The sequence below is a fragment of the Olsenella absiana genome (genome assembly GCF_036408855.1).
Taxonomy (GTDB): domain Bacteria; phylum Actinomycetota; class Coriobacteriia; order Coriobacteriales; family Atopobiaceae; genus Olsenella_K; species Olsenella_K absiana.
In genome coordinates this window covers 291,427-312,122 of record NZ_JAZGJQ010000003.1, presented here as the reverse complement: position 1 = coordinate 312,122, position 20,696 = coordinate 291,427, and the positions used below count along the sequence as shown (strand labels likewise).

18 protein-coding genes and 2 tRNA genes are annotated in these 20,696 nt (G+C 69.2%); 2 read left to right on the top strand and 18 right to left on the bottom strand.

Going from position 1 to position 20,696, the window contains the following annotated elements; translation table 11 throughout:
* Position 1 precedes the first annotated feature (1 nt).
* From VXJ25_RS04855 to VXJ25_RS04800, 12 genes are all read right to left on the bottom strand, one after another.
* The gene (locus VXJ25_RS04855) at positions 2-160 is read right to left on the bottom strand and encodes a hypothetical protein (RefSeq protein ID WP_330958081.1); all 159 of its coding nucleotides are present in this window, start codon (positions 158-160) and stop codon (positions 2-4) included.
* A gap of 420 nt (positions 161-580) precedes the next feature.
* Positions 581-1,429 (bottom strand): hypothetical protein, encoded by an 849-nt coding sequence (locus VXJ25_RS04850; protein WP_330958080.1) that lies wholly within the window; start codon positions 1,427-1,429, stop codon positions 581-583.
* A 227-nt stretch (positions 1,430-1,656) separates the two neighbouring features.
* A tRNA-Pro gene (locus VXJ25_RS04845) sits at positions 1,657-1,733 on the bottom strand.
* A gap of 117 nt (positions 1,734-1,850) precedes the next feature.
* Positions 1,851-3,089, bottom strand: coding sequence for a C40 family peptidase (locus tag VXJ25_RS04840; protein ID WP_330958079.1), 1,239 nt, complete (start codon positions 3,087-3,089; stop codon positions 1,851-1,853).
* Between the two features lie 119 nt (positions 3,090-3,208).
* Positions 3,209-3,742, bottom strand: a complete 534-nt coding sequence (locus VXJ25_RS04835; RefSeq protein WP_330958078.1) for an adenine phosphoribosyltransferase — start codon at positions 3,740-3,742, stop codon at positions 3,209-3,211.
* A gap of 121 nt (positions 3,743-3,863) precedes the next feature.
* A complete protein-coding gene (gene ftsR / locus VXJ25_RS04830) occupies positions 3,864-4,667 on the bottom strand; it encodes a transcriptional regulator FtsR (RefSeq protein WP_330958077.1) in 804 nt (267 codons plus the stop codon).
* A gap of 2 nt (positions 4,668-4,669) precedes the next feature.
* On the bottom strand, positions 4,670-5,095 hold the full coding sequence (locus VXJ25_RS04825; protein ID WP_330958076.1) for an FHA domain-containing protein: 426 nt from the start codon (positions 5,093-5,095) through the stop codon (positions 4,670-4,672).
* A 44-nt stretch (positions 5,096-5,139) separates the two neighbouring features.
* Positions 5,140-5,520, bottom strand: a complete 381-nt coding sequence (locus VXJ25_RS04820) for a RidA family protein (protein WP_330958075.1) — start codon at positions 5,518-5,520, stop codon at positions 5,140-5,142.
* 83 nt (positions 5,521-5,603) lie between these two features.
* Positions 5,604-6,521, bottom strand: coding sequence for a hypothetical protein (locus VXJ25_RS04815; RefSeq protein WP_330958074.1), 918 nt, complete (start codon positions 6,519-6,521; stop codon positions 5,604-5,606).
* Between the two features lie 61 nt (positions 6,522-6,582).
* Complete coding sequence (locus tag VXJ25_RS04810; RefSeq protein WP_330958073.1) at positions 6,583-7,788, bottom strand: D-alanyl-D-alanine carboxypeptidase family protein; 1,206 nt, start codon at positions 7,786-7,788, stop codon at positions 6,583-6,585.
* A 1-nt stretch (position 7,789) separates the two neighbouring features.
* The gene (locus VXJ25_RS04805) at positions 7,790-8,515 is read right to left on the bottom strand and encodes a CDP-alcohol phosphatidyltransferase family protein (RefSeq protein ID WP_330958072.1); all 726 of its coding nucleotides are present in this window, start codon (positions 8,513-8,515) and stop codon (positions 7,790-7,792) included.
* 142 nt (positions 8,516-8,657) lie between these two features.
* Positions 8,658-11,816: a hypothetical protein gene (locus tag VXJ25_RS04800; RefSeq protein ID WP_330958071.1), complete on the bottom strand. Its 3,159-nt coding sequence runs from the start codon at positions 11,814-11,816 to the stop codon at positions 8,658-8,660.
* Positions 11,817-12,079: 263 nt separating this feature from the next.
* Here VXJ25_RS04800 and VXJ25_RS04795 point away from each other — a divergent pair.
* A tRNA-Pro gene (locus tag VXJ25_RS04795) sits at positions 12,080-12,156 on the top strand.
* Between the two features lie 98 nt (positions 12,157-12,254).
* On the opposite strand, the gene VXJ25_RS04790 is transcribed toward VXJ25_RS04795, so the two are convergent.
* A complete protein-coding gene (locus VXJ25_RS04790; protein WP_330958070.1) occupies positions 12,255-13,046 on the bottom strand; it encodes a DUF1295 domain-containing protein in 792 nt (263 codons plus the stop codon).
* A 123-nt stretch (positions 13,047-13,169) separates the two neighbouring features.
* Between VXJ25_RS04790 and VXJ25_RS04785 the strand changes: the two genes are divergently transcribed.
* Entirely contained in the window at positions 13,170-13,715 is a 546-nt protein-coding gene (locus VXJ25_RS04785) for a hypothetical protein (protein WP_330958069.1), read from the top strand.
* A 64-nt stretch (positions 13,716-13,779) separates the two neighbouring features.
* Here the strand turns inward: VXJ25_RS04785 and VXJ25_RS04780 are convergent, their stop codons facing one another.
* The 5 genes from VXJ25_RS04780 to VXJ25_RS04760 all read right to left on the bottom strand — a co-directional run bounded on the left by VXJ25_RS04780 (position 13,780) and on the right by VXJ25_RS04760 (position 20,695).
* Complete coding sequence (locus tag VXJ25_RS04780) at positions 13,780-14,328, bottom strand: acyl-CoA thioesterase (protein ID WP_330958068.1); 549 nt, start codon at positions 14,326-14,328, stop codon at positions 13,780-13,782.
* Complete coding sequence (locus VXJ25_RS04775; RefSeq protein ID WP_330958067.1) at positions 14,328-14,909, bottom strand: cysteine hydrolase family protein; 582 nt, start codon at positions 14,907-14,909, stop codon at positions 14,328-14,330. The genes VXJ25_RS04780 and VXJ25_RS04775 overlap by 1 nt, the downstream gene beginning before the upstream one ends.
* A 154-nt stretch (positions 14,910-15,063) precedes the next feature.
* Positions 15,064-16,938: an ABC transporter ATP-binding protein gene (locus VXJ25_RS04770; RefSeq protein ID WP_330958066.1), complete on the bottom strand. Its 1,875-nt coding sequence runs from the start codon at positions 16,936-16,938 to the stop codon at positions 15,064-15,066.
* A 1-nt stretch (position 16,939) separates the two neighbouring features.
* A complete protein-coding gene (locus tag VXJ25_RS04765) occupies positions 16,940-18,673 on the bottom strand; it encodes an ABC transporter ATP-binding protein (protein ID WP_330958065.1) in 1,734 nt (577 codons plus the stop codon).
* Positions 18,674-18,853: 180 nt separating this feature from the next.
* Positions 18,854-20,695 carry an ABC-F family ATP-binding cassette domain-containing protein gene (locus VXJ25_RS04760; protein WP_330958064.1) on the bottom strand — a complete coding sequence of 614 codons (1,842 nt, stop codon included), beginning with the start codon at positions 20,693-20,695 and terminating at the stop codon, positions 18,854-18,856.
* Between the last annotated feature and the right edge of the window lies 1 nt (position 20,696).

The window sequence follows — 20,696 nt, the reverse complement described above, 5'->3', positions numbered from 1 at the left end:
CCTACTCTCCCTCCCCCGGGACCATGGACCACGATGCCGGCCAGTCCGCGGGCCTCGCGACCTCCCTGAGCGGGGGCAGCTGGGCGACGATGTCAGCCGCGCTCAGGTCGAACTTGATGTAGATCTCGATTGCCAGCTTGCGCTGCTCTGTGCTGTACATGCGGTCCTCCGTGTAACCTTTTCTTGGTCCAAGATTCCCACCGCAGTCCCCGGTGGCGATTATCGCCCGGCGTCAACAATCACGCCAACGCCTAAAGAGAGTCCACCCTCACGCGACGTGTGATGACACCGTCACGCAATCGGGAGGCAATGTGTGACCATGGCGTCACACGTTCGATTCTCCACGATTCATTCCGTGACAAGATGTCACCCACTAACGGGGACTCGTCACGCGATGAGGGCGTTAGGGTGACGAAGTCCGGCCCATTGCGTGACGATTTGCCCCCATGGCGTGACGCCTCCGTCACGCATCAAGAATATGAATCTAAAACCCCATAGGGACCGGAGCCATGCTTTCCGATAATGCGCGGCTAATCATGTGACCGTAGCGTCTCATGCTGGGGTTCCACACAGCCGTTTATCACCATGCACCCCAGCACGCCGACCATGCCACGATGTCCACGCTCAAGTCATCAGCTCCTTTACGCCAGGCGAGCCGGAAGGGAATCGAGCTCTTTGCACCTTGTTCTTGGGGGTCCCTAACCACTAGATATCCGCTACCCCGTAGGTTTTCCTCCGGAACGTCAGCACCCACACGGCTAAGCTCATCGATTATGTGACGGTTTCCATCCCACCCAAGGAGGAGTGCAACATGGCTTCCGGTGTGGTTGATGTATTCCTCGTCGTCGTAGTACCCGAACCCGATGGTGAATCCCTCTGAGGTATGTACCTCGTAATCTACGCGCTCGTCGCTCCCACAGTCCGCGATTTCGAGCGATAAGAAACCGCATTTCGGGGCGGCAACATCTCCGACCGACAAATCTGATATGTCGGCCTCGACAAGATACACCCTGTCCGGCGAACCGCAGGGACGGTCATCATGGCGATATACCGTGAATGCCTCTGCAGTCTCGTCCGTAACCCTTAGGGGCAGGGAAACCCCTCCCGACTCGAAGGTGAACGGGCCGAAAGGAGTCATCAGCTCCCGCATATCAGCTGGAGTGCGGTCGACTGAGAGGCCCTTCTGCTTCGTCCACCACTCATAGTCAGCATCGTCAAGCAAGGCACGCATGTCCTCGTCGGCGTTCATGAAGAACGCACGCTGGTAGTTCTTACGTCGGTAAAGAACGTTGTCGAAGGTGACGGCAAGGCGCCTCTCCAAGTCGAACTCTCTAATCCACCAGCGAGTGCCCTCAATCTCCCTCCTACGGATGAGTTTACGCACCATGTATCCTTTGGAAATGCCCGGGTCTTCTATGGGCTCATTCATCATTACCCCCGAAATGGCAGTAGAGGGATGCTGCCCTCGCCACGAACATTTGCCTATCAAGAATAGGATTCCATATTATGCAAGCTTGCCAAACCAGCTACCGCTTGCGATTCGCGCTTTGGTGCAAGAGAGGGCCCAGATTTGGTGCACGCTTGGTGCAAAACGGCCCCCTCCTTGCTTCAAGAAAGAAAAAGGTCAGAGGCCTAAGCCTCTGACCTTGCATTTCCTGGTCGGGTGGACAGGATTTGAACCTGCGACCCCTTGACCCCCAGTCAAGTGCGCTACCAAACTGCGCCACCACCCGGATGCGTCTCGTCGACGCGCAAGGACTAATGTAGCACCCCGCGCCTCCCGTGGCAAGCGTGGGTTCTTCTCGGCGAACCCGCCACTCAGGCGAGGCCAGCTCCCCGCGAGCGCGCGGCTAGTACTGGGAGCCCGGGATGTAGCCGACCTTGTCGAAGTACGTGAGGTCGCTCAGGCGTACGTCCTCCCCCGGCTTGGTGGCGTTGTACATCTTGCCATTGCCGGCGTAGATGCCCACGTGGTTGCCACCGCTCGTGATGATGACGTCTCCGGGCTGCATGTTGTCGAAGTCCGTGTGCCAGGTGCCGTCGCCCTGCGCGGAGCTCATCATGTCGTAGGTGGTGCGCCCACGCGAACCGCCGTAGACGAGGTTGACGAAGCCCGAGCAGTCCGTGCCGGAGCTGCTGGACCCCCCGTAGACGTAGGGCGTGCCGAGGTAGGAGTTCGCGCGGTCGAGCCAGGAGCCTCCCGCGGAGCCCGACGACCCTGCGGAGCCCCTGCTCGCGCTCGAGGAGCCGGAGCCTGAGGCGGAGCCGCCCGAGGGCTGGCCAGCGGAGCCTGCGAAGACGCTCGCGTCGCCGCCGCCCGCGCTGACCGCGCCAGCCGTCGTGGAGATGGCCGCATCCCCCTGGACCTTGGAGTAGTCACCGCTCGCCTCGGCCTGCCGGTAGTTGGCCTGGGCCACGGACGACACGGCGTTGAGCAGCGTGTCCGTAACCACGCCCTGGCTCGTCGTCTGGATCCCGTCCGCAGCGGCGCGGCTCTGCACCTCGTCGGCGATAGCCTGCTTCACGTCGTCTGGCAGCGCGTTGTAGTAGGACTGGACCTCGGCGAGCTTGGAGGAGTACTCGTCCGCCATCTTCTGAGCGTCCGCGACGGCCTGCTCGGCCGCGGCCTCTCGGGCGTCGAGGTCGCACTTCTCAGCGTAGAGCTGGTCGCTCAGCGCCTTGGTCTGCTCGAGCGTGCTCTTGTCGTTCTGGTTGACCTTGGAGAGGTAGTAGACGTTGCTCACGAACTGCTCGAAGCTGTCGGAGCTCAGGACCACGTCGAGCATGGTGGTATTGCCATCCATGTAGCTGGCGCGCATGCGCTCCGAGAGCCGCGCCTTGACGGCGTCGTAGCGAGCCTGCGTGTCGTCGATCTCCTGCTGCTTCTGCGAGATCTGTCCCTTGATGCCCTCGAGGTCCTCCGAGCTCGTCGAGAGCGCGGTCTGGTAGTCCGAGAGGCTCCGGCCGTACGCGTCGAGCGAGGAGCGTGCGGAGTCGAGGTCCTCGGCGAGCGCGCTGGTTGGTGCAATGCCAGCCGCGATGATTGCCGCCGCCGAGATGGAGACGACGAGTCGCCTGCAAAAACGCATGGATGCGCCTTTCTCCCTGCCTACAGTTCCTCACATCCTAGTACATCTGAAGCCCGGCCAAGAAAACACCACGGGTCGCCCTTCTCCGCCGAGGGGCGACCCGTGGCTCATGTCCTGCGCTAGTGCACGTCGATGAGGGTGTAGACCTCCTGCGGGTACTCCTTCGCTATCTCCTCGCGGGGGTTGAGGTAGCACAGCTCGAGGATGAAGGAGAAGCCCACTATCTTGGCGCCGGTCTGCTCGATGAGCTTGGCCGTGGCGACGGCGGTGCCGCCGGTGGCCACGAGGTCGTCCACGATGAGGACCTTGTCGTCCGGGCCCATGCTGTCCTTGTGGACCTGCAGCTCGTCGGTGCCGTACTCGAGCGCGTACTCCTGGGAGTAGACCTCGCGCGGGAGCTTGCCCGGCTTGCGCGCGGGGACGAAGCCGGCACCCAGGCGATATGCGACGGGCGCACCCACGAGGAAGCCGCGAGCCTCGGCACCGACGACCTTGGTGATGCCCGCCTTCATGAAGTGGTCGGAGATCTGGTCGATGGCGGCGGCCAGGCCCTGGGGATCGGCGAGCAGGGGCGTGATGTCCTTGAAGATGACGCCGGGCTCGGGGTAGTCGGGGATGTTGACGATGAGGTTCTCGAACTCGAAGTTGGACAAGGGTCTTCCTTTCTCTGTGGTCGCGAGCGTCCCGTGCGAGGTTCGTGCAAGTCCCGAGGGCAGCCCCGCGCGCGCCGGGACAGGGACTGTCGCCTGGCGGTTCGGGAGCCGCCCGGGGCGGCTATCTGGTCTCGGGCCCGTCGTGCGGGCTCTTGAGCCTCCTGCGTATGAGGGTGTCCCTGACGGCGTCCGTCAGGGCGAGCATGTTGTTGAGCGCGTTGTCGAACTGCTGGCGCTGCTCGGGCGTGTCCTCGGCCTCGACGCCGCCGCCCCTGCGCGCGCCGAACGAGACGAGGGCCTGCTCGAAGGTGCCGCTCTCGCGGTTGGCGGCCTGCACGTACCAGCGGAGGTTCTTGGGCTGGATGCCGTAGCGGCCGAGCTCGTTGCAGGCGCGGATGAGGGCGAAGTCGCGACCGTCCACGAGGTCGCGCCCGCGCGGGGAGCGCCGCATCGTGATGACGCCCGCCTCGGAGAGCTGGCGCACGAAGCTCACCGGCACGCCGATGAGCTCCGGGACGTGGTTGATGGGGTGGAACTTCTCCACCACGTCCTGGGAGTCGACGTCCTCGACGGCCGTGTGCGAGGTCGGGAGCGGGGTCGCGAGGGGGGACGGCCCCGAAACCGGCGTGGTGCTGGCGTCAACCCGGTTGAGCGAGTCCAGAAGCGACGGCTCGCCGGCGTCCGCCTTGTCGAGCTCCTCGCGGATGACCTGCAGCGGGAGGAAGCGGTTCTTCTGCAGGTAGAGGATGGCCTCGAGGCGCCTGATGTCGTGCTGGGAGTACAGGCGGTAGCCGCCGGAGGTGCGCGACGGGGTGAGCAGACCCTCGTCCTCAAGGTAGCGCACCTTGGAGACTGAGAGGTCGGGGTACTCGGCCTGAAGCCGCTTCACGACCTTGCCGATTGTCACGTATCCGGCGTCGGGCATATCTACGCGCCCGTCTCGACCCTCTTGGGACGGCGGTTGGTGTGGAAGATCATGCGGAAGGTGCCGATCTGGATCGTGGAGCCGTCCTTCAGGAGCGCCTTGTTGACGATGGCGCCGTCCACCCAGGTACCGTTGAGGGAGCCCAGGTCCTCGATGGAGGCGTAGCCGGAGGCGATGCCGGTGAGGTCGATGTGTGCGTGCTTGCGGGAGACCGTCATGTCGTTCAGGAAGACGCTGTTCTTGGGGTCTCGCCCGAGCGTGATGTCGCTCTCGTCCAGCTCGAAGACCTGGCCGGTCGAGGGCCCCTTCACGATGGTAAGGGTCGGGTGTACCAGGGCGTTCTCGCCCATCAGGTCAGGGACCGTGGAATCCGCGGAGGGCATGCGGAATATCTCGGTCGCACCCATGTTGTCCTTGTTGGTCGGCATTGCGTGGCTCCCCTCAAAATTTGCGTAGTGAGTCAATGATAGCGCTATCGGCAGGCGACGAAGTCCATTTCTATGCGGGCCGCCATGGGCAGCGCGCTCACCTCCACGACCGTTCGCGCCGGGCCCGGGGTGCCGAAGCGCCTGCCCAGGACTGCGTCGACCGCGTCGGCGTAGTCGAGGTCGGTGAGGTAGACAGTAATCGCCGCCACGTCCGTGAGGGAGCAGTCCACCTCCTCGAGGAGCTTCTCGAAGATGTCGCAGATGCGCTCGCACTCGGCGACCGGCCCTCCGTCGACGAGCACGTCCGGGTCCTCGGCGTCCCTGCCTACCTGGCCAGCCGAGAAGATCAGCCTGCCGGCGGTCGTCCCCTGTGAGTAGCGTCCGAGCGCGTCCGGCACGTCCGCGGCGCTTATCGCGTACTTCATGCGTCACCTCGCTGTCGTGGGCCGCCCGGCGCCTCTCCGCCGGGCCCGAGCCGATGCTGAGCCGATTCTTCCACAAGCGCGCCCTATGCGAGCCCGCGGGCGCCCACGAAGTCCATCTGCGGGCGCGCGAGCCCCGCGGCCACGAGGTCGCGCGCCGCCAGGGGGCCCTCCGCGCCGGCTTTGGCGCCGTCCCCGCCGCCGACCCCGAGCCAGGAGGCCCACGGGAGCCGGTCTGCGAGGTGCTGGCGGAGCGCCTCTGAGCCCACGGGCGCCACGCTCTCGAAGGAGAGCAGGCTCCTCCAGACGGCGCGCGCGTCGTCTGGAGGGACGAGCAGCAGGTAGGCGGGGGCGCCTGCGGCGCGAGCGGCCGCGGGGTCCACGCGCGCCACGAGCGAGGCTATCCGTCCGTCGAGCGCGATGCTGCGGATCTGCCCGCGCGCGGGCAGCGCGGCGCCCTCGAGCAGGTAGTCGGAGGCGACCCGCTCGGCGTCAGCACCGGCGAGCAGGAGCGGCACGAGGGATCCCGTGACGTTCTCCGCCACGAGGTCCGAGAAGGGCTCCACCCCGTCGCTCTCGACGTTGGCGAGGAAGGAGAGCCAGGACGCGAGCAGCTGGGCGCGCGGCGAGGCGTCGAGGACGGCGAACTCGGCGTCGCCCGTGCGCGCGAGGAGCGGCACCGAGGCGAGCCTCCCGTCCCCCATGAGGACGCACTCGTACGCGCACTCCCCCACCGCGAGCTCGCGTCCCGCGAAGGCGGTGTGGGCGAAGGCCGTGGCGGAGGGGCCGCTGAAGAGCAGGCACGAGAGGCCCGACAGGTCGGAGAGGGCCGTGCCGCGCTCGAGCGCGTCGCGCTCGCCGACGCCGTCGCCGTAGGCGCTCGGGACGGGCGGCCGCGACGCGAGCCGGTCCCCGAAGGTCGCGCTCAGCAGGAGGTGCTCCTCGTAGAGGACGGATATGCGCGCCGAGCCGGGCGCACGGGAGAAGTCGCGCTCTTGGGACATGGGACGATCGCCTCGCAGGTTGGTGACGGATGTTGCCGTGGCAGGTCCTTCTCTGCTGTCGCTAGCTGGCGCCGTATTCGGTCTCGGAGAAGAGCGGGAGCGAGAAGACCGGCCACGAGGAGCGCCTCACGAGCCGCGAGGTCCCCAGGACGACGCTGCCGAGCGTGCGTCCTGACTGCTCCCACGTGGTGGCGCCGGTCAGGGCGCCGGGCTCGAGGAGCGAGCCTGCACAGAGGCGCGTGGTGGTGTAGGAGAGGTAGCCGCCGTCGGGCCAGACGGAGAAGGTCGCGTCGAGCATGGGCGACTCCGCCACCCTGAGGCCGAGGTCGTAGGCGTACGGGTGCAGCGCCAGCGTCCAGCCGGTGCGCGCGACCAGGCGCTGCTGGTAGGTCTGGTAGGCCCAGTCCATGAGGCTCCGCGTGTCCGTGAAGCGGCCCTCGTCCGTGGTGCAGCCGAGCACGGCGGTGAAGAGCTGCACGTTGTTGCGCTCGCTGGCCCCGAGGAAGGTCGTGCCGGTGGAGACCTTGCCGGTCTTTATCCCGCGCATGCCCGGGTAGACGCCCATGAGCGCGTCTGTCGAGTAGAGCCGCGTGCTCGTGCCGTTGGCGGTGACGACGGTCGAGGTCTGGTGGACCGTCTGCGAGATGAGAGGGTAGTTCTCGAAGGCGTAGCGGCCCATCCTGACGAGGTCCTCCGCGCTCGAGTAGTGGGCGTCGTCCTCGAGGCCGTGGCTGTTCACGAAGTGCGTGTGCGTCATGCCGATCTCCTGCGCCTTCGCGTTCATGCGCTCGACGAAGGCCGCCTCCGAGCCGGCGACGTTGACGGCCACGTTGTAGGCCGCGTCGTTCGCCGAGTAGACGAGCATGGCGTTCAGCAGCTCGCGGAAGGTCGGGGTGTCGGTCTCCACGTAGCCGGCGGCCTGCGCCTCGCCGCCGAGGTTGGCGTCGGTGATCGTGCAGACGTCGTCCAGGGACTTGCCGGAGTCGAGCGCGACGATCGCCGTCATGACCTTCGTGATGGAGGCCATCGGGAACTCCTGGTCCGCGTTCTTGGAGAAGAGCACGTTGCCCGCCTGGTCCACCACGATGGCGGCCTGCGCCTCGGTGAGCGTGGGTGCCTCCTGGCCGTCTGCGGCCAGGGCGCGCGTGGGCGCGAGGACGCCGATGAGGATGCCGAGCGCCGCGACAAGGCAGGCCGCGAAGGCGGCGCAGGACGCCTGCGGCCGCTTGGCGCGCGGGGCCAGGCGCGTCGCAGAGGAGAGCCGCATGCTAGCGCCCCTGTCCCTCGAGGGCGTCGCGCCTGATCTTGAGCCCCTCGCGCGTGTAGATGCAGGCGGTTATCGTCGAGCATACGACGCCCGCGTACACGAAGACGATGCCGAGGGCGGCGGGCTCGGAGTTGAGGAAGGGCAGCCAGGAGGCGCCCACCAGCCCCAGCGGCCGAAGCTGCGGCACGCCGAGTAGCAGGTCCACGAAGCCGAACATGAGGAGCGCCGTCGTGACCTTGCCGATGTAGACGACGTCGACGGGGCGCTTCCGGTAGCGCTGGAGCGCGAGCGCGCCGATGCCCAGGTAGGCGTCGCGGCCGATCACGAAGACGGCGACCCAGATGGGCAGCTCGCCGGTGACCATCAGCCCGAGCACGCCCGTGAAGAGCAGCACGCGGTCCATGATCGGGTCCATGACCTTGCCGAGCCAGCTCACGGTCTGCGTCCTGCGCGCGATCTGGCCGTCGAGGAAGTCCGTCAGCGCCGCTATGGCGTAGCAGGCGAGGGCGACCATGCGGTTCTCGTGGCTCACGAACAGCACGAGGAACACGATGGTGAGGACGAAGCGGCAGGCCGTGATGGCGTTCGCCACCGTGAAGACCTTGTGCGAGGGGTTGTCGGAGGTGCCGACCGGCGCCGTGGTGGTGCCGGCCCTCTGGGATTCCGCGGCGTCCGGAGCGACCATCTGCTTGATCGTGGAGGTCGCCTTTTCTTTCTTGGAGCTCATGGAGGCCTTTCGTTGCGCCTGCAGATGCATACAGCTTGGTATCTTATCCCATCGGCTCGCGCTTATCCCGGCTTCACGCCGAATCCCGCCCGGGGGCGAGGCCGTCAGAGGCGCCTCGAGGACGCCTGGCGGCAGGCGGGGGCTACTCCGTGCGCCTGAGGACGCTCGCGAGCACGCACGTCTGCGAGCTTGGCAGGAAGGAGCAGGACATCCCGTCGTCGGCGCCCTGCTCGATGCGGATGCCGGCCTCGAGCCCGCGTGCGGTCGGAACCCAAGCGAGCCGCCCGTTCCGCGCACGCGCCCGCATGACGAGGCCGTCCTCCTCGAGCCAGCGATACGCCTCCCCGGGCCCGACCTCGGCTATGACGGAGCCCGTGCGCCGGAGGTCGCGGAGGATCTCCTCCAGCGTGAGGCGCCCGCTCGCAGGCGCGGCCGCGTCTGCACCCGAGGGGTCGGGCTCGTCGGCCGGGCCGTCCTCGAGCGAGGCGTGAGCCGAGAGCTGCACCAGCGACCTGCCGGGCGTGCCAGTGGCGCCGGCGACCCAGCCCGTGTCGCAGAAGAGCACGAGGCAGTCGCTCGCGGCCGCGCTCGCGACGGCGAGTATGGCGTCCACGCCGCCGAAGTAGCGCTGCTCGATGCCCGAGACGGAATCCGCCATCGAGAGGGCGACGACGGGTGCCCTGCGGGCGCCGAGCTCGCGGACGGTCGCCACCTCGCACCTGCGCGCGACCTCGGGGCCCGCCGAGCGCAGCTCCTCCTCGATGAGGTGGCGCTGGGCGGTGAAGGGCGTCAGCACGAGCACGGGGCGGACGGGACGCGCCGGCCGGGCGCCGGGCGCGGGCTTCGCGTCGCCCAGGGACGTGCCCTCGACGGGCTCGCGCCGGGTCTCCTCGAGCGCGGCTATGGCGTCGAGGTTCTCCTCCACCCAGCGCACGAGCGCCCTTGCCTCGCTGGGGTTGTTGAGGCTGTGCCCCACCGAGCGCGCCTCGGACCTGACGCGGTGCACCTGGAGAGGCGGCAGGGCCGTCTTGTCCACGGCGCCCTCCTGGTCGGCGGCGCCCTCCTTGCCCGCCGCGGCCGCCGGCGCGCCGGCCGCGGCGTCACCGCGGCCGTAGAAGGCGTCGGCCCTGAAGGCCCGAAGGTCGGCGGGGGCGTCGTCGAGGCAGGTGACGCGCTCGCGGATGACCGAGGGAGTCCGCGCGGCGCAGGCCGTGGCGCAGCCGAGCAGCGTCGAGGGCGCCGAGGCGCTGAGGCCCTCCGCCACGAGCTCGTCGTACTCCTCGGCCGACATGCAGAGCGCCCCGATGCCGTGGTCGGTGGCCGGGTCGAACTCCCACTTGGGCCTGAGCCCGCACGGGTCGCCGACCACGACCGCGCGCCTGGCGAGCGCGAGGCAGGCGAGCGCGCGCGGCGTCTGCATGCGCTCCGAGCCGAGGGTGACGAGCAGGTCGATGGGGTCCGCCACCGACGACCCGCTGACGCGGGCGGGCACCTGCTGGTAGGCGACCACCTCGCACCAGGCGAAGTCCGCGCCGGACTCGAACGCCCGCGCCTCGAAGAGGTGCAGCGCGAGCCAGAACTCCACCTCGCGCACCGTCGCGTCAAGGGCGCGCTCGAGCCTCAGCGGCGTGAGGTTGTCGGAGGCGAACAGGGCGTTCAGGCGGGCGCGCCCGCCGGAGTCGAGGCGGCAGGCGTCCGCGATGGCATCGACGAGCTCTGAGCAGACCGTCCCGTAGGCGGAGTGCTGCCGGATCCTCAGGTCCAGCCTGGCGGCCTCCTGGTTCGCGAGGCGGATCCTCTCCTCGAGCTCAACGATCTCCGCGCGGTAGGCGTGGCAGACGTCGTCGAGGTTGGCGTAGGTGTGCGCGATCTTCTCGCCCGGCTCCGCCTTGGAGGCGATGATGCCGCGCTGGGAGGCGAGGCCGGAGGAGAGGACCTTCTTGCGCGGCGGGTTGCCCTTGAGCAGGCCCGACCAGAACTCGAGGCGCCCGTTCGCCCACAGCAGGTCGCGCCGGAGCTTCGCCAGCGAGAGGAGGCCGTCGGCCTGCTGCGCCACGAGGTCGCTCGCGAGCTGCATCTCTCGGTAGGCGTCCACGAGCTCGCAGCGGACCTGGTCGATCCTGCGGAGCCGCTGGCCGATGACCATCGCCGCGTTGGCGACCGAGAGGGGCCTCGAGCCGAGGGCCTTCTCGACCTCGTCGAGGTAGGAGGCCTCGCGCAGGCGGCGCGACCACTCCGCCCTCCGGCCGGGGACCCAGGGGGTCGCGAGCTGGCTCGACCCCGTCCCGAGGTAGCGCGAGAGCTGGCGCTCGAGGTCCTCGCGCCACCTCGCGTCGGGGGTGGCGAGGACGACGCGGGGCTGCTCCGCGCCGCGCACGGCCGCGTCGGTCACGAGGGCGCAGGCGAGGGCGCAGGCGAGCCTGCTCGAGCACTCCCCCATCGGCGCCTCGACGACGCCCAGGTGCCAGGGCAGGCTCACCGAGAGAGACGAGACCGCGCGGTAGGCGTCGTCGGGCATGCCGGAGAGCGCCTGGATGCTGCCGCGCCTGTCCTTGATGCGGTCGAAGACGGCCTCCGCCACGTCGGGTACGTGCTCCGGGAGCTCGGGCGTGCCCGGCCTGCGGAGCACCTCCTCCAGGGCGTCGGGCCGCGGCATCGAGGAGCGGCGGCGCGCCGCGAAGACCTCGGAGGGGATGGCCGAGGCGTCCAGCGTGAGGATCGCCTTGATGCAGCAGGTCCTTGCGTCGACCGAGCAGGGCGCGCTCTCGAGGTAGTCCTCGTCCACGTGCGCGATGCCGGCGTACATGGCGCAGGCCAGGTCCACGTAGCCGCCCCAGGTCGAGAGCGAGCGGTAGCGGTCCTGGGCCGCCCTCTGCCAGCCGCGGTACTCCTCGAGGCTCGAGACCACAAGCGTGCGGGCGTCGAGGCCGGCCCCGCTCAGCCGGTCGAGCGGGATCCAGGGGTACTGCAGGCCCTTCACGAAGGAGAGGCGGCCGTTGACGTCGAGCATGGCCGAGATGAGGAGGAGCCCGGCGCTCTTGCGGCGCGGGTCGTCGAAGACGAGGGTCCTGAGCGACACGGCGATGGGGATCCTGCCCGCGCGGTCGAGCGACCTGCCGGGCCGGGCGACGTAGTCGTCGATGAGGCGACGCGCGTCCTCGTGCGGTATGTAGCCCGCGCGCACCGCGTCGAAGCCGACCTCGGCGACGCACTCGTCGATGCCGAACGAGACCGGCCCCTGCGACGCGAACTTCGTGACTTCCTCGCAATACGAGAGAATCTGGCTGGATTCGAGCGACATCTGGACCCCCACGACCTGCGGACGAACGAAGGAGAGGCTGACCGGGGCGCCTCGCGCGAGCGCGGCAGGGCGGGAGGCGGCGAGCCGCACCCCGGGCTGGGCCCGTCGGTCAGGGAACCCCTAGGTTAGCCCACACGGGCGAGAACTTCTCGCACGGTGGTGGCGAGGGGGTCCGAAAGCGCGAAAAGGGCGAGAAAATACTGTTGCGTTTGCCGTGCGAGGGTGTTAGAGTGTCTTTCTGTGCGAGACAGAGTCTCTCACCTCGGGTGGTGGCGCAGTTTGGTAGCGCACTTGACTGGGGGTCAAGGGGTCGCAGGTTCAAATCCTGTCCACCCGACCACGAGCGTTCAGGCCAGGGCTTGGTGCCCTGGCCTTTTTCTTACGCGGCTTTTTTCTACGCGACTGATACCTTCGATCCCGCATGCACTCAAACCCGCGCTAGCCCTTGAGCCAGGTGAAGCGCTCGACGCTGTAGAGCGGCACGAACGGGATGAGGATCGGCGTCGCCCTGACGTAGGCCTGGTAGGCGGGGTCGGCCCCGTAGTTGCGGTTCTGGCGGATCTCGAGGCGGCGCGCGCCGCCGAACATCACGTACACGATGCCGACGTAGCCGAAGAGCGCCGCCGCCCACTGCGCAAGGCCGGAGAGCGCCGTCGCGCCCGAGACGAAGACGCCCGTCCAGCAGAGGACCTCGCCGAGGTAGTTGGGGCGGCGCACGAAGGAGAAGAGGCCCTTGTCGCAGAACCGGTGCGGGTCGCGCCGCTTCTGCGCGGACTTCTGCAGGTCGGCGACTGACTCGAGCGCGATGCCGGCGACCATCACGAGCGCGCCCGCCACCGTCGAGGGCCCCGTCGCCCCTCCCGCGGCGAGCCTGAACAGCACCGGGCTCACCTCGCAGGCGTAGAGGAGGGCGCAGGTCGCCCAGATGAGGACGCACACCGGCAGGCTTAGGCCGGAGCCGTCGTTGACCTGCGTCCTCATGACCCGGTTGTAGTCCTTGGAGGAGCGCTCCCTGTGCAGCAGGAAGAGGCCGAGGCGGAGCCCGTAGGCGACGAAGAGGGCGCAGATGAGGGCGGTGGGCGGCGTGAGCGCGTCCCAGAACATCACGACGAGCGCGACGCCGAGGGCCGCGATCGAGAACCCGTAGCCCAGCGAGATGAACCAGACGAACTTCTTGAAGCCTATGGAGCTCACCGCCAGGGCGAGCAGGAACAAGATCCAGAACTGCACAGGTGACTCCCTTCCGGTGCCCGACGGCTCGCGTCGGGCGAGACGCGCGTACGCGGGGTTACTATATCCCACAATACGGGCGCCCCGGGCCAGGCGGGGCCCCAGCGACTGGGGAGGAGCACCATGCGACGCGACGTCGGCGACAGGCACCCGTCCGGCTCTGGCGCGGACGCCAGGGGGCGCGCAGGGGCGGAAGGCACGCCCCAGGGCTTCACGCTCCCTCTCGCCCTGGCGGACGCCGTCCCCGTGGCGCTCTTCTGCCTCTCCGCGCTCGTGGTCGCAAGTCGGGTCGCGAGCCCCCTCTTCGTCGTGGGCGCCGCGGTCTCGGCCGTCGGCGCCCTGGGGAAGGTGCTCTGGAAGCTCCTCGTCGCGCTGGCCGACAAGGACGTGAGGCCGCTCTCCCGCCAGATGGCCATGACCATGCCCACAGGCTTCGTCCTCATGGCCGCGGGCCTCCTGACCGCACGCGTCAGCTGGGCCCCCGTGCTCGCCGCGGCGCTCTCGCTCCCCGCCCTCCCGCTGCTGGCTGCGTGGGTCGCCTGCATGGCCCTCATGGGCTGGCTCGGCTCGCACCGGGACCAGATGGACGCGAGGTCCAACTGGGTCGAGCAGCTCACGAACAGCGTCGGGCAGGCCTGCCTGCTGGCGGCCCTGCTCCTGCTCCCCTAGCCCGCCCGCCGGGGGCCGGCCGGCGCCACGGCGGGCGGGCCGGCCGACCCCGCGGCGGACGGACCTAGTAGTGCTCCTCGCGGCGGAGCTTGCGCAGCTCGAGCCGCTTGAGCGCGTCGTCGTGCTCCGAGCGCTCCTCGTCGGTGAGCATCCTCAGCCCGTAGGGCACGGGGCGGGGCCGCCCGAGCTCGTCCACGTGCACGAGGGTCAGGAAGGCGCGGTTGATCTTCTCGCGGCTGCCGTCGCGGACGTCCTCGACGTAGGAGTCGACCCTCACCTCGAGCGAGGTGTTTCCCACGTACGTGACGCGCGCCACGACGTCCACGATGTCGTTGCGGTACGCGGGATGGCGGAACTGCAGCTGGTCGATGCAGGCGGTCGTGACGGACCCGCCGCAGTGCCGGCGGGCGACGATGGCCGCCGCCTCGTCGATCCACTCCATCAGCCGGCCGCCGTAGAGCCTCCCCACGCCGTTGATGTCCTGGTAGAGGACGGTGTGGGTCACCTCTGCGGCGGTCTCGGCGACCGTCTTCTCCGCCCTTTGGCCCGCAGGTGCGGGCACCGTCGCGGGCACTGCCCCGGACGTCGCCTCGGGGCGCGCGTCCTTCTCCACTACTCCCCCGCCCCGGCCTCGGCGAGCTCCGAGACGATCTCCTCGGTCGAGACGATCCTCGAGCCGTAGCAGCGCTCGAAGTGCTCGATGCCCGCCTCCTGCGTCCCGCACAGGAAGGTGCGGGTGGCGTCTTCCACCACGACGCTCTCGTAGCCGAGGAAGTAGGCGTCGGCGAGGGTGTGGAGCACGCAGATGTTGGTGTCCTCGCCGACCGCGATGACGCACCTCACGCCCAGCTCGCGGAGGGTGAGGTCGAGGTCCGTTTGGAAGAAGCCCGAGTAGCGGCGCTTGGGGATCACGAACTCGCGGCGCCCCGATCCCGGGCGCAGCAGCGGGTTGGGGACGGCGACGCCCTTGAGGCCGTGGTCGCCCCACAGCTCGAGCTCGCGGTCAAGGCCGCGGAGGTGCTGGTCGCAGCAGAAGACGACCGGCAGGTCCCGGGCCCGGGCGGCCTCGAGCACGCGCGCGCTGTTGTCCACCACGCGCTGCTCCTCCTCGGACGGGTTGTAGAGGGAGTCGTCGCCCTTCGTCACGAGCTCGTCTATCACGAGCACCGCGGTGGTGCTGACGTCTATCGGCATGGTTCCTCCAAAGTGTCGGCTTGCGTGCTGGGGGACATGTTAGCCCAGCCTGGCTCGTCGTGCCTAGCTGGCGCCCCAGGCAGACAAGGGCGTGCGGCCCCGCCCCGTGCGGACGAGGGCACGCCGCCCCTGGGCAGGGCCCTCGGCCCGCCCGCTACTCCGCGAACTGGGAGCGGTAGAGCTCGGCGTAGAAGCCGCCGCGTGCGAGGAGCTCCTCGTGGGTGCCCCGCTCCGCGATCCTGCCGTCGCGGATCACGAGGATGCAGTCGGCGTTCTGGATCGTAGAGAGGCGATGCGCCACGACCAGCGACGTGCGACCCTCCATCATCTCGTCGAAGGCGCGCTGCACCTGGCGCTCGGTCCTGGTGTCGATGGAGCTCGTCGCCTCGTCGAGCAGCAGGATCGCGGGGTCGGCGAGCATGACGCGGGCGATGCAGAGCAGCTGGCGCTGCCCCGCGGAGAGCATCCCGCCGCCCTCGCCGACCACGGTGTCGTAGCCGTCGGGCAGCTGGACCACGAACTTGTGGGCGTGGGCGCGCTTGGCGGCCTCGACGACCTGGTCGCGCGTGGCGTCCGGACGTCCGTAGGCGATGTTGTCCGCGATGGTGCCCTCGAAGAGCCAGGTGTCCTGCAAGACCATGCCGAAGGCCGCCCTCAGGCTCCTCCTCGTGAGGCGGCGCGTGTCGGAGCCGTCCACGATGATGCGGCCGCGGTCCACGTCGTAGAAGCGCAGGAGCAGGTTGATGAGGGTCGTCTTGCCGCAGCCCGTGGGCCCCACGAGGGCGAAGCTCGCGCCGGCGGGCATGCTGAAGTCGATGTCCTGGAGCAGCAGCTCGCCCCGGGCGGCCTTCTCGCGGTCGTAGGCGAACCCCACGCCCTCGAAGGCGACCTCGCCGCGCGGATCCGCGAGCTCGGCCGCACCGGGCGCGTCCGGCTCCTCGTCCGTGGCGTCGAGCAGCGCGAAGAGGCGCCGCGCCGAGGCGAACGCGGTCTGCACCTGGGTCACGACGGCGGAGATCTGGTTGAAGGGCGTCATGTACTGGTTGGTGTAGGAGAGGAAGCTCTGGACCTGGCCCACGCTGAGCGTCGAGGGGAAGCCGGTGATCACGGCCGAGACGCCCACCATGGCAACGATGGCGTACACGACGTTGTTGACCAGGCGCGTCGAGGGGTTGGAGAAGGAGCTCACGAACTGCGCCCTGACGCCGACGCCGTAGAGCTCGTCGTTGATGCCCGAGAACTCCCCCACGCAGGCCCTCTGCCGCCCGAAGGCGCTCACCAGCTTCTGGTTCGAGATCATCTCCTCCGCGTAGCCGCTGAGGCGGCCCTGCAGGCCCTGCTGCGCCTTGAAGCTCTCGGCCGAGAAGTGCGTGATGAGGCTCGCCACGAGGATGGAGAGCGGCGTCACGCAGACCACGACCACGGCGACCGGGACGGAGATCGAGAACATGAAGGCCAGCGTGCCGGCAATGGTCACGATGCCCGAGAAGAGCTGCGTGAAGCCCTGCAGCAGGCCGTCGCCCACCTGGTCGACGTCGTTGACCACGCGCGAGAGCAAGTCACCGTGGGCGTGCGCGTCTATGAAGGAGAGCGGCAGCGCGTGGAGCTTGTCGTAGGCGTCGATGCGCAGGTCGCGGACGGTCTCGTAGGCGAGGCGGTTGGTGAGGTAGCCCGCGAGCCAGTTGGTGGCGGCGGCCACGACGGCGACGGCAGCGAGCTCCCTCAGGACGGGCGCGAGCGCGGCGAAGTCCACGGCGCGCGCCGCGACGATCCGGTCGATCCCGCGCCCCACGAGGATGGGGGCGTAGAGCTGCAGGAGCACCGAGACGACGTTGAGCAGGAACGCGAGGACGAGCGACCAGGCGTGCGGGCCCACGTAGCCGAGGACCCGCCTGAGGACCACGCCCGCACCGTAGCCGCTCACGTCCAGGTCGTCCGGGGCGCCCGGCCCTTTGGGGCCGCCGCTTCCGCCGCGCACCGTCGCCATGACGGCCGAGGCCGTCGCGCTTGCCGCGTAGGGATTGGGCATCCTAGGCCACCTCCTTGGCTCCGAGCTGGGACTCCGCGATCTCGCGGTAGAGGGGGCAGCCGTCGAGGAGCTCCTCGTGCGTGCCGAGCCCGACCATGCGCCCGTGGTCCAGCACGCAGATGAGGTCTGCGTGCATGACGGAGGAGACGCGCTGCGAGATGACCACGGAGGTCATGGCGCCCGCCCGCTCGCGCAGGGCGTGGCGCAGGCGCGCGTCCGTCTTGAAGTCCAGCGCGCTCGCGGAGTCGTCCAGTATGCAGATGCGGGGGGAGCCGACGAGGGCCCGCGCGATGGTGAGCCGCTGGCGCTGGCCGCCCGAGAAGTTCCTGCCGCCCGCCTCCACGACCTCGTCGAGGCCGGCGGGCTTGGCCCGCACGAAGTCCGCGGCCTGCGCGGCCTCGAGCGCGTCCCAGAGCTCCTCGTCCGTGGCGCCCTCGTCCCTCCAGGAGAGGTTCGAGCGGATGGTGCCCGAGACGAGCGAGGCCTGCTGCGGGACGATCGAGACGACCTCGCGTAGCTGGTCGAACGGGTAGGCGGCGACGTCGTGCCCCAGTATCCGTACCGTGCCCTCCGTGGGGTCGTAGAGGCGCGCGATGAGGCGCGCCAGGGTCGACTTGCCCGAGCCCGTGCCGCCGATGACGCCGAGCGTCTGGCCGCGCCCCAGCTCGAGCGTCACGCCGGTAAGGGCGGGGACCTTGGCGCCCTCGTAGGAGAAGCCGACGCCCGCGAGCGAGATCGCGGGCGCGCCCCCGCTCAGAGCGAGCCTCCGGTTGCCCTCGTCCGTGACCTTGGGCACGCAGTCGAGGACCTCCATGATGCGCTGGCCCGAGGCCGTGGCCCTGGTGAAGATGACGACGAGGTTGGCGATGTAGGCGACCGAGGTGAGCGTCTGCATCATGTAGTTCACGAAGGCCATGACCTGCCCCTGCGTGAGCTCGCCCGCGTCGACGCGGATGCCGCCCGCCCACAGGATGCAGACGATACCGAGGTTCATCACGAGGAAGGTCGCGGGGTTGAGGACGCTCGAGAGGCGCCCCACGTCGATCGCGGTCTGCGCCTGGTCGGAGGCGGCCTCGGAGAAGCGGTCCTTCTCCGCCTGCTCGCGACCGAAGGCGCGGATCACGCGGACGCCGGAGAGCGCCTCGCGCGTGACGAGGGAGACCTTGTCGAGCTTTCTCTGCATGACGCGGAAGTAGGGCACCGACCGGCTCATCACGAGGTAGAAGACAAGCCCGATCGCCGGCGTGCAGGCAAGGAAGATGACGCCCAGGTGCCAGTCGATGAGCAGCGCCGAGACCATCGCGCCGACGGCGATCAGCGGGAAGCGCACGAGCTGGCGGATGCCGAGCGCGACGGCGACCTGGATCTGGTTGACGTCGTTCGTGACGCGGGTCACGAGGCTCGGCGTCCCGAAGCGGTCGACGTCCTCGGCCGAGAGCTCGTTGACCTTCTCGAAGAGCGCGCGGCGCAGGTCCGTGCCGGTCGCCTGCGAGACGACGGCCGCCATGCGCTGGCAGACCATCGTGAAGGACCAGCCCACCGCGGCGAAGAGCACGAGCAGGAGGCCGCAGCGCAGGACCAGCCCCGCGTCGCGCCCGCCCACGCCCCGGTCGATCATGTAGGCCACGACCAGCGGGTTCAGGATGTCGAACACTACCTCGACGAGCTTAAAGCAGACGCCGAGCGCTATGCGCCCCCTGTAGGGGGGAAGGAACCTCTTGAGCAGCCTCTTCATGGGCCTAGCCCTCCGTCGGCAGGATTCTTGCAACAAGGCGGCGGGGCGCCGCGGACCCTGCACGCCGCGGCGCCCCGCCGGATACGAACCTATCACACGCGCGGGTCGCGGGCTCCCGCTCTTGGAGACGAGTCTGGTACGCACCCATACAACGGATGTATGGGTGCGTGACGCCCGGCGCTACGAGAGCCCCAGGCGGTCGGCGAGCTCGAGCCACTCGTCCTCGAGCGAGGAGATCTCCGCCTCCGCGTCGTCCACGCGGCGCTGCGCGGCGACGAGGGCCTCGTAGTCGGTGGGGTCCACCCCGGCGAGCTCCCCGCGCAGGCGGTCCGGCTCCCCCTCGAGCTTCTCCAGGCGGCGCTCGATGGCGTCGTAGCGCTTCTTGAGCTCGCGGCGCTCCTTGTTGGAGAGGCCCTCCGAGGCGGCCCGCCCCGCGACCGCCCCCTCGTCCGCGGCCGCGGCCCTACGCTCGGCGGCCTCCTCCTCGGCGGCGCGCGCCCGCTCGCGCTCGTCGAGGAGGCGCAGGTACTCGTCCACGCCTCCCGGCACGTGCGTCACGTGCCCGTCGATGAGGGCGAACTGGTCGTCCGTCACGCGCTCCATCAGGAAGCGGTCGTGGCTCACGAGCAGCAGGGTGCCCGGCCAGGTGTCGAGGAGGTCCTCCACGATGGCGAGCATGTCGGTGTCGAGGTCGTTGCCCGGCTCGTCGAGGACGAGGACGTTGGGCTCCTCGAGGAGAACGAGCAGGAGGGCGAGGCGACGGCGCTGCCCGCCGGAGAGGTCGCGCACGTAGGTCATGAACTCGCGGCGCTCGAACCCGAGCCGCTCGAGCATCTGCTCGGGGCTCTGGGGCTTGCCGTCGACGACGTAGTACTTCTTGTACTGCGCCAGGATCTCCTGGACGCGCCAGCCGTCTCGCTCGGAGAGCCCGTCCAGGTGCTGGGAGAGCCACCCGAAGCGGACGGACTTGCCGATCTTGACCGTGCCCGCCGTCGGCCGCTGGCGGCCGCACATGACGCGCAGCAGGGTCGACTTGCCCGCGCCGTTCTCGCCCAGGATGCCCACGCGGTCGCCCGGCCCGATGATCCACGAGACGTCGTCGATCACCGTCCGCGTGCCGCCGCCTTGGGCGGGATAGCCGGCCGAGACGCCCTTGAGCTCGATGACCTGCTTGCCGAGCCTCGAGACGGCCATCCGCCTGAGCTCGATGGAGTCGCGCACCGGCGGGTCGCCGGCGAGCAGCTCCATGGCAGCGTCTATGCGGAACTTCGGCTTGCTCGAGCGCGCCTTAGCGCCGTGCGCGAGCCAGTTGAGCTCCTTGCGCAGCATGTTCTGGCGCCGCTCCTCCGTCGCCTGGGCCTGGCGCTGCCGCTCGACGCGCTGCTGCACGTAGGCGGAGTAGCCGCCCTCGAACGGCTCCACCTCGCCGTCGTGGACCTCCCACATGTGCTCGCAGACCTCGTCGAGGAACCACCGGTCGTGCGTGACGACGAGCAGCGCGCCCTGTCCCTCGGGCCAGCGGCCCTTGAGGTGGCGCGCGAGCCAGGTGATGGCGTGCATGTCGAGGTGGTTGGTCGGCTCGTCCATGAGGATGACGTCCCAGGTCCCCACGAGGAGCCGCGCGAGGTCGCAGCGGCGCCTCTGGCCGCCGGAGAGGCTCCCCACCCGCGCCGACAGGTCGACGTCGCCCATGAGCTCGTCGAGGATCTGGCGGACCCTGGGGTCGGAGGCCCAGGCGTACTCGGGGACATCGCCGAAGATCGCCCTCGTCACCGTGTCGTCGTCGGCGAGGTCGTCAGTCTGGGCGAGCGTGCCGACGTGGATGTTGTTGCGGTAGACGACCGACCCCGCGTCGGGCTCCAGCTGGCGCGCCATGAGGGCGAGCAACGTCGACTTCCCGTCGCCGTTGCGCCCGACCACGCCGATCCGCTCCCCCTCGTTGACGCCGATCGTGACGTCCTGGAGGACCCGCTTGCCCGGCCACTCCTGTGACAGGTGCTCGCAGCCGATGAGAATGCCCAAA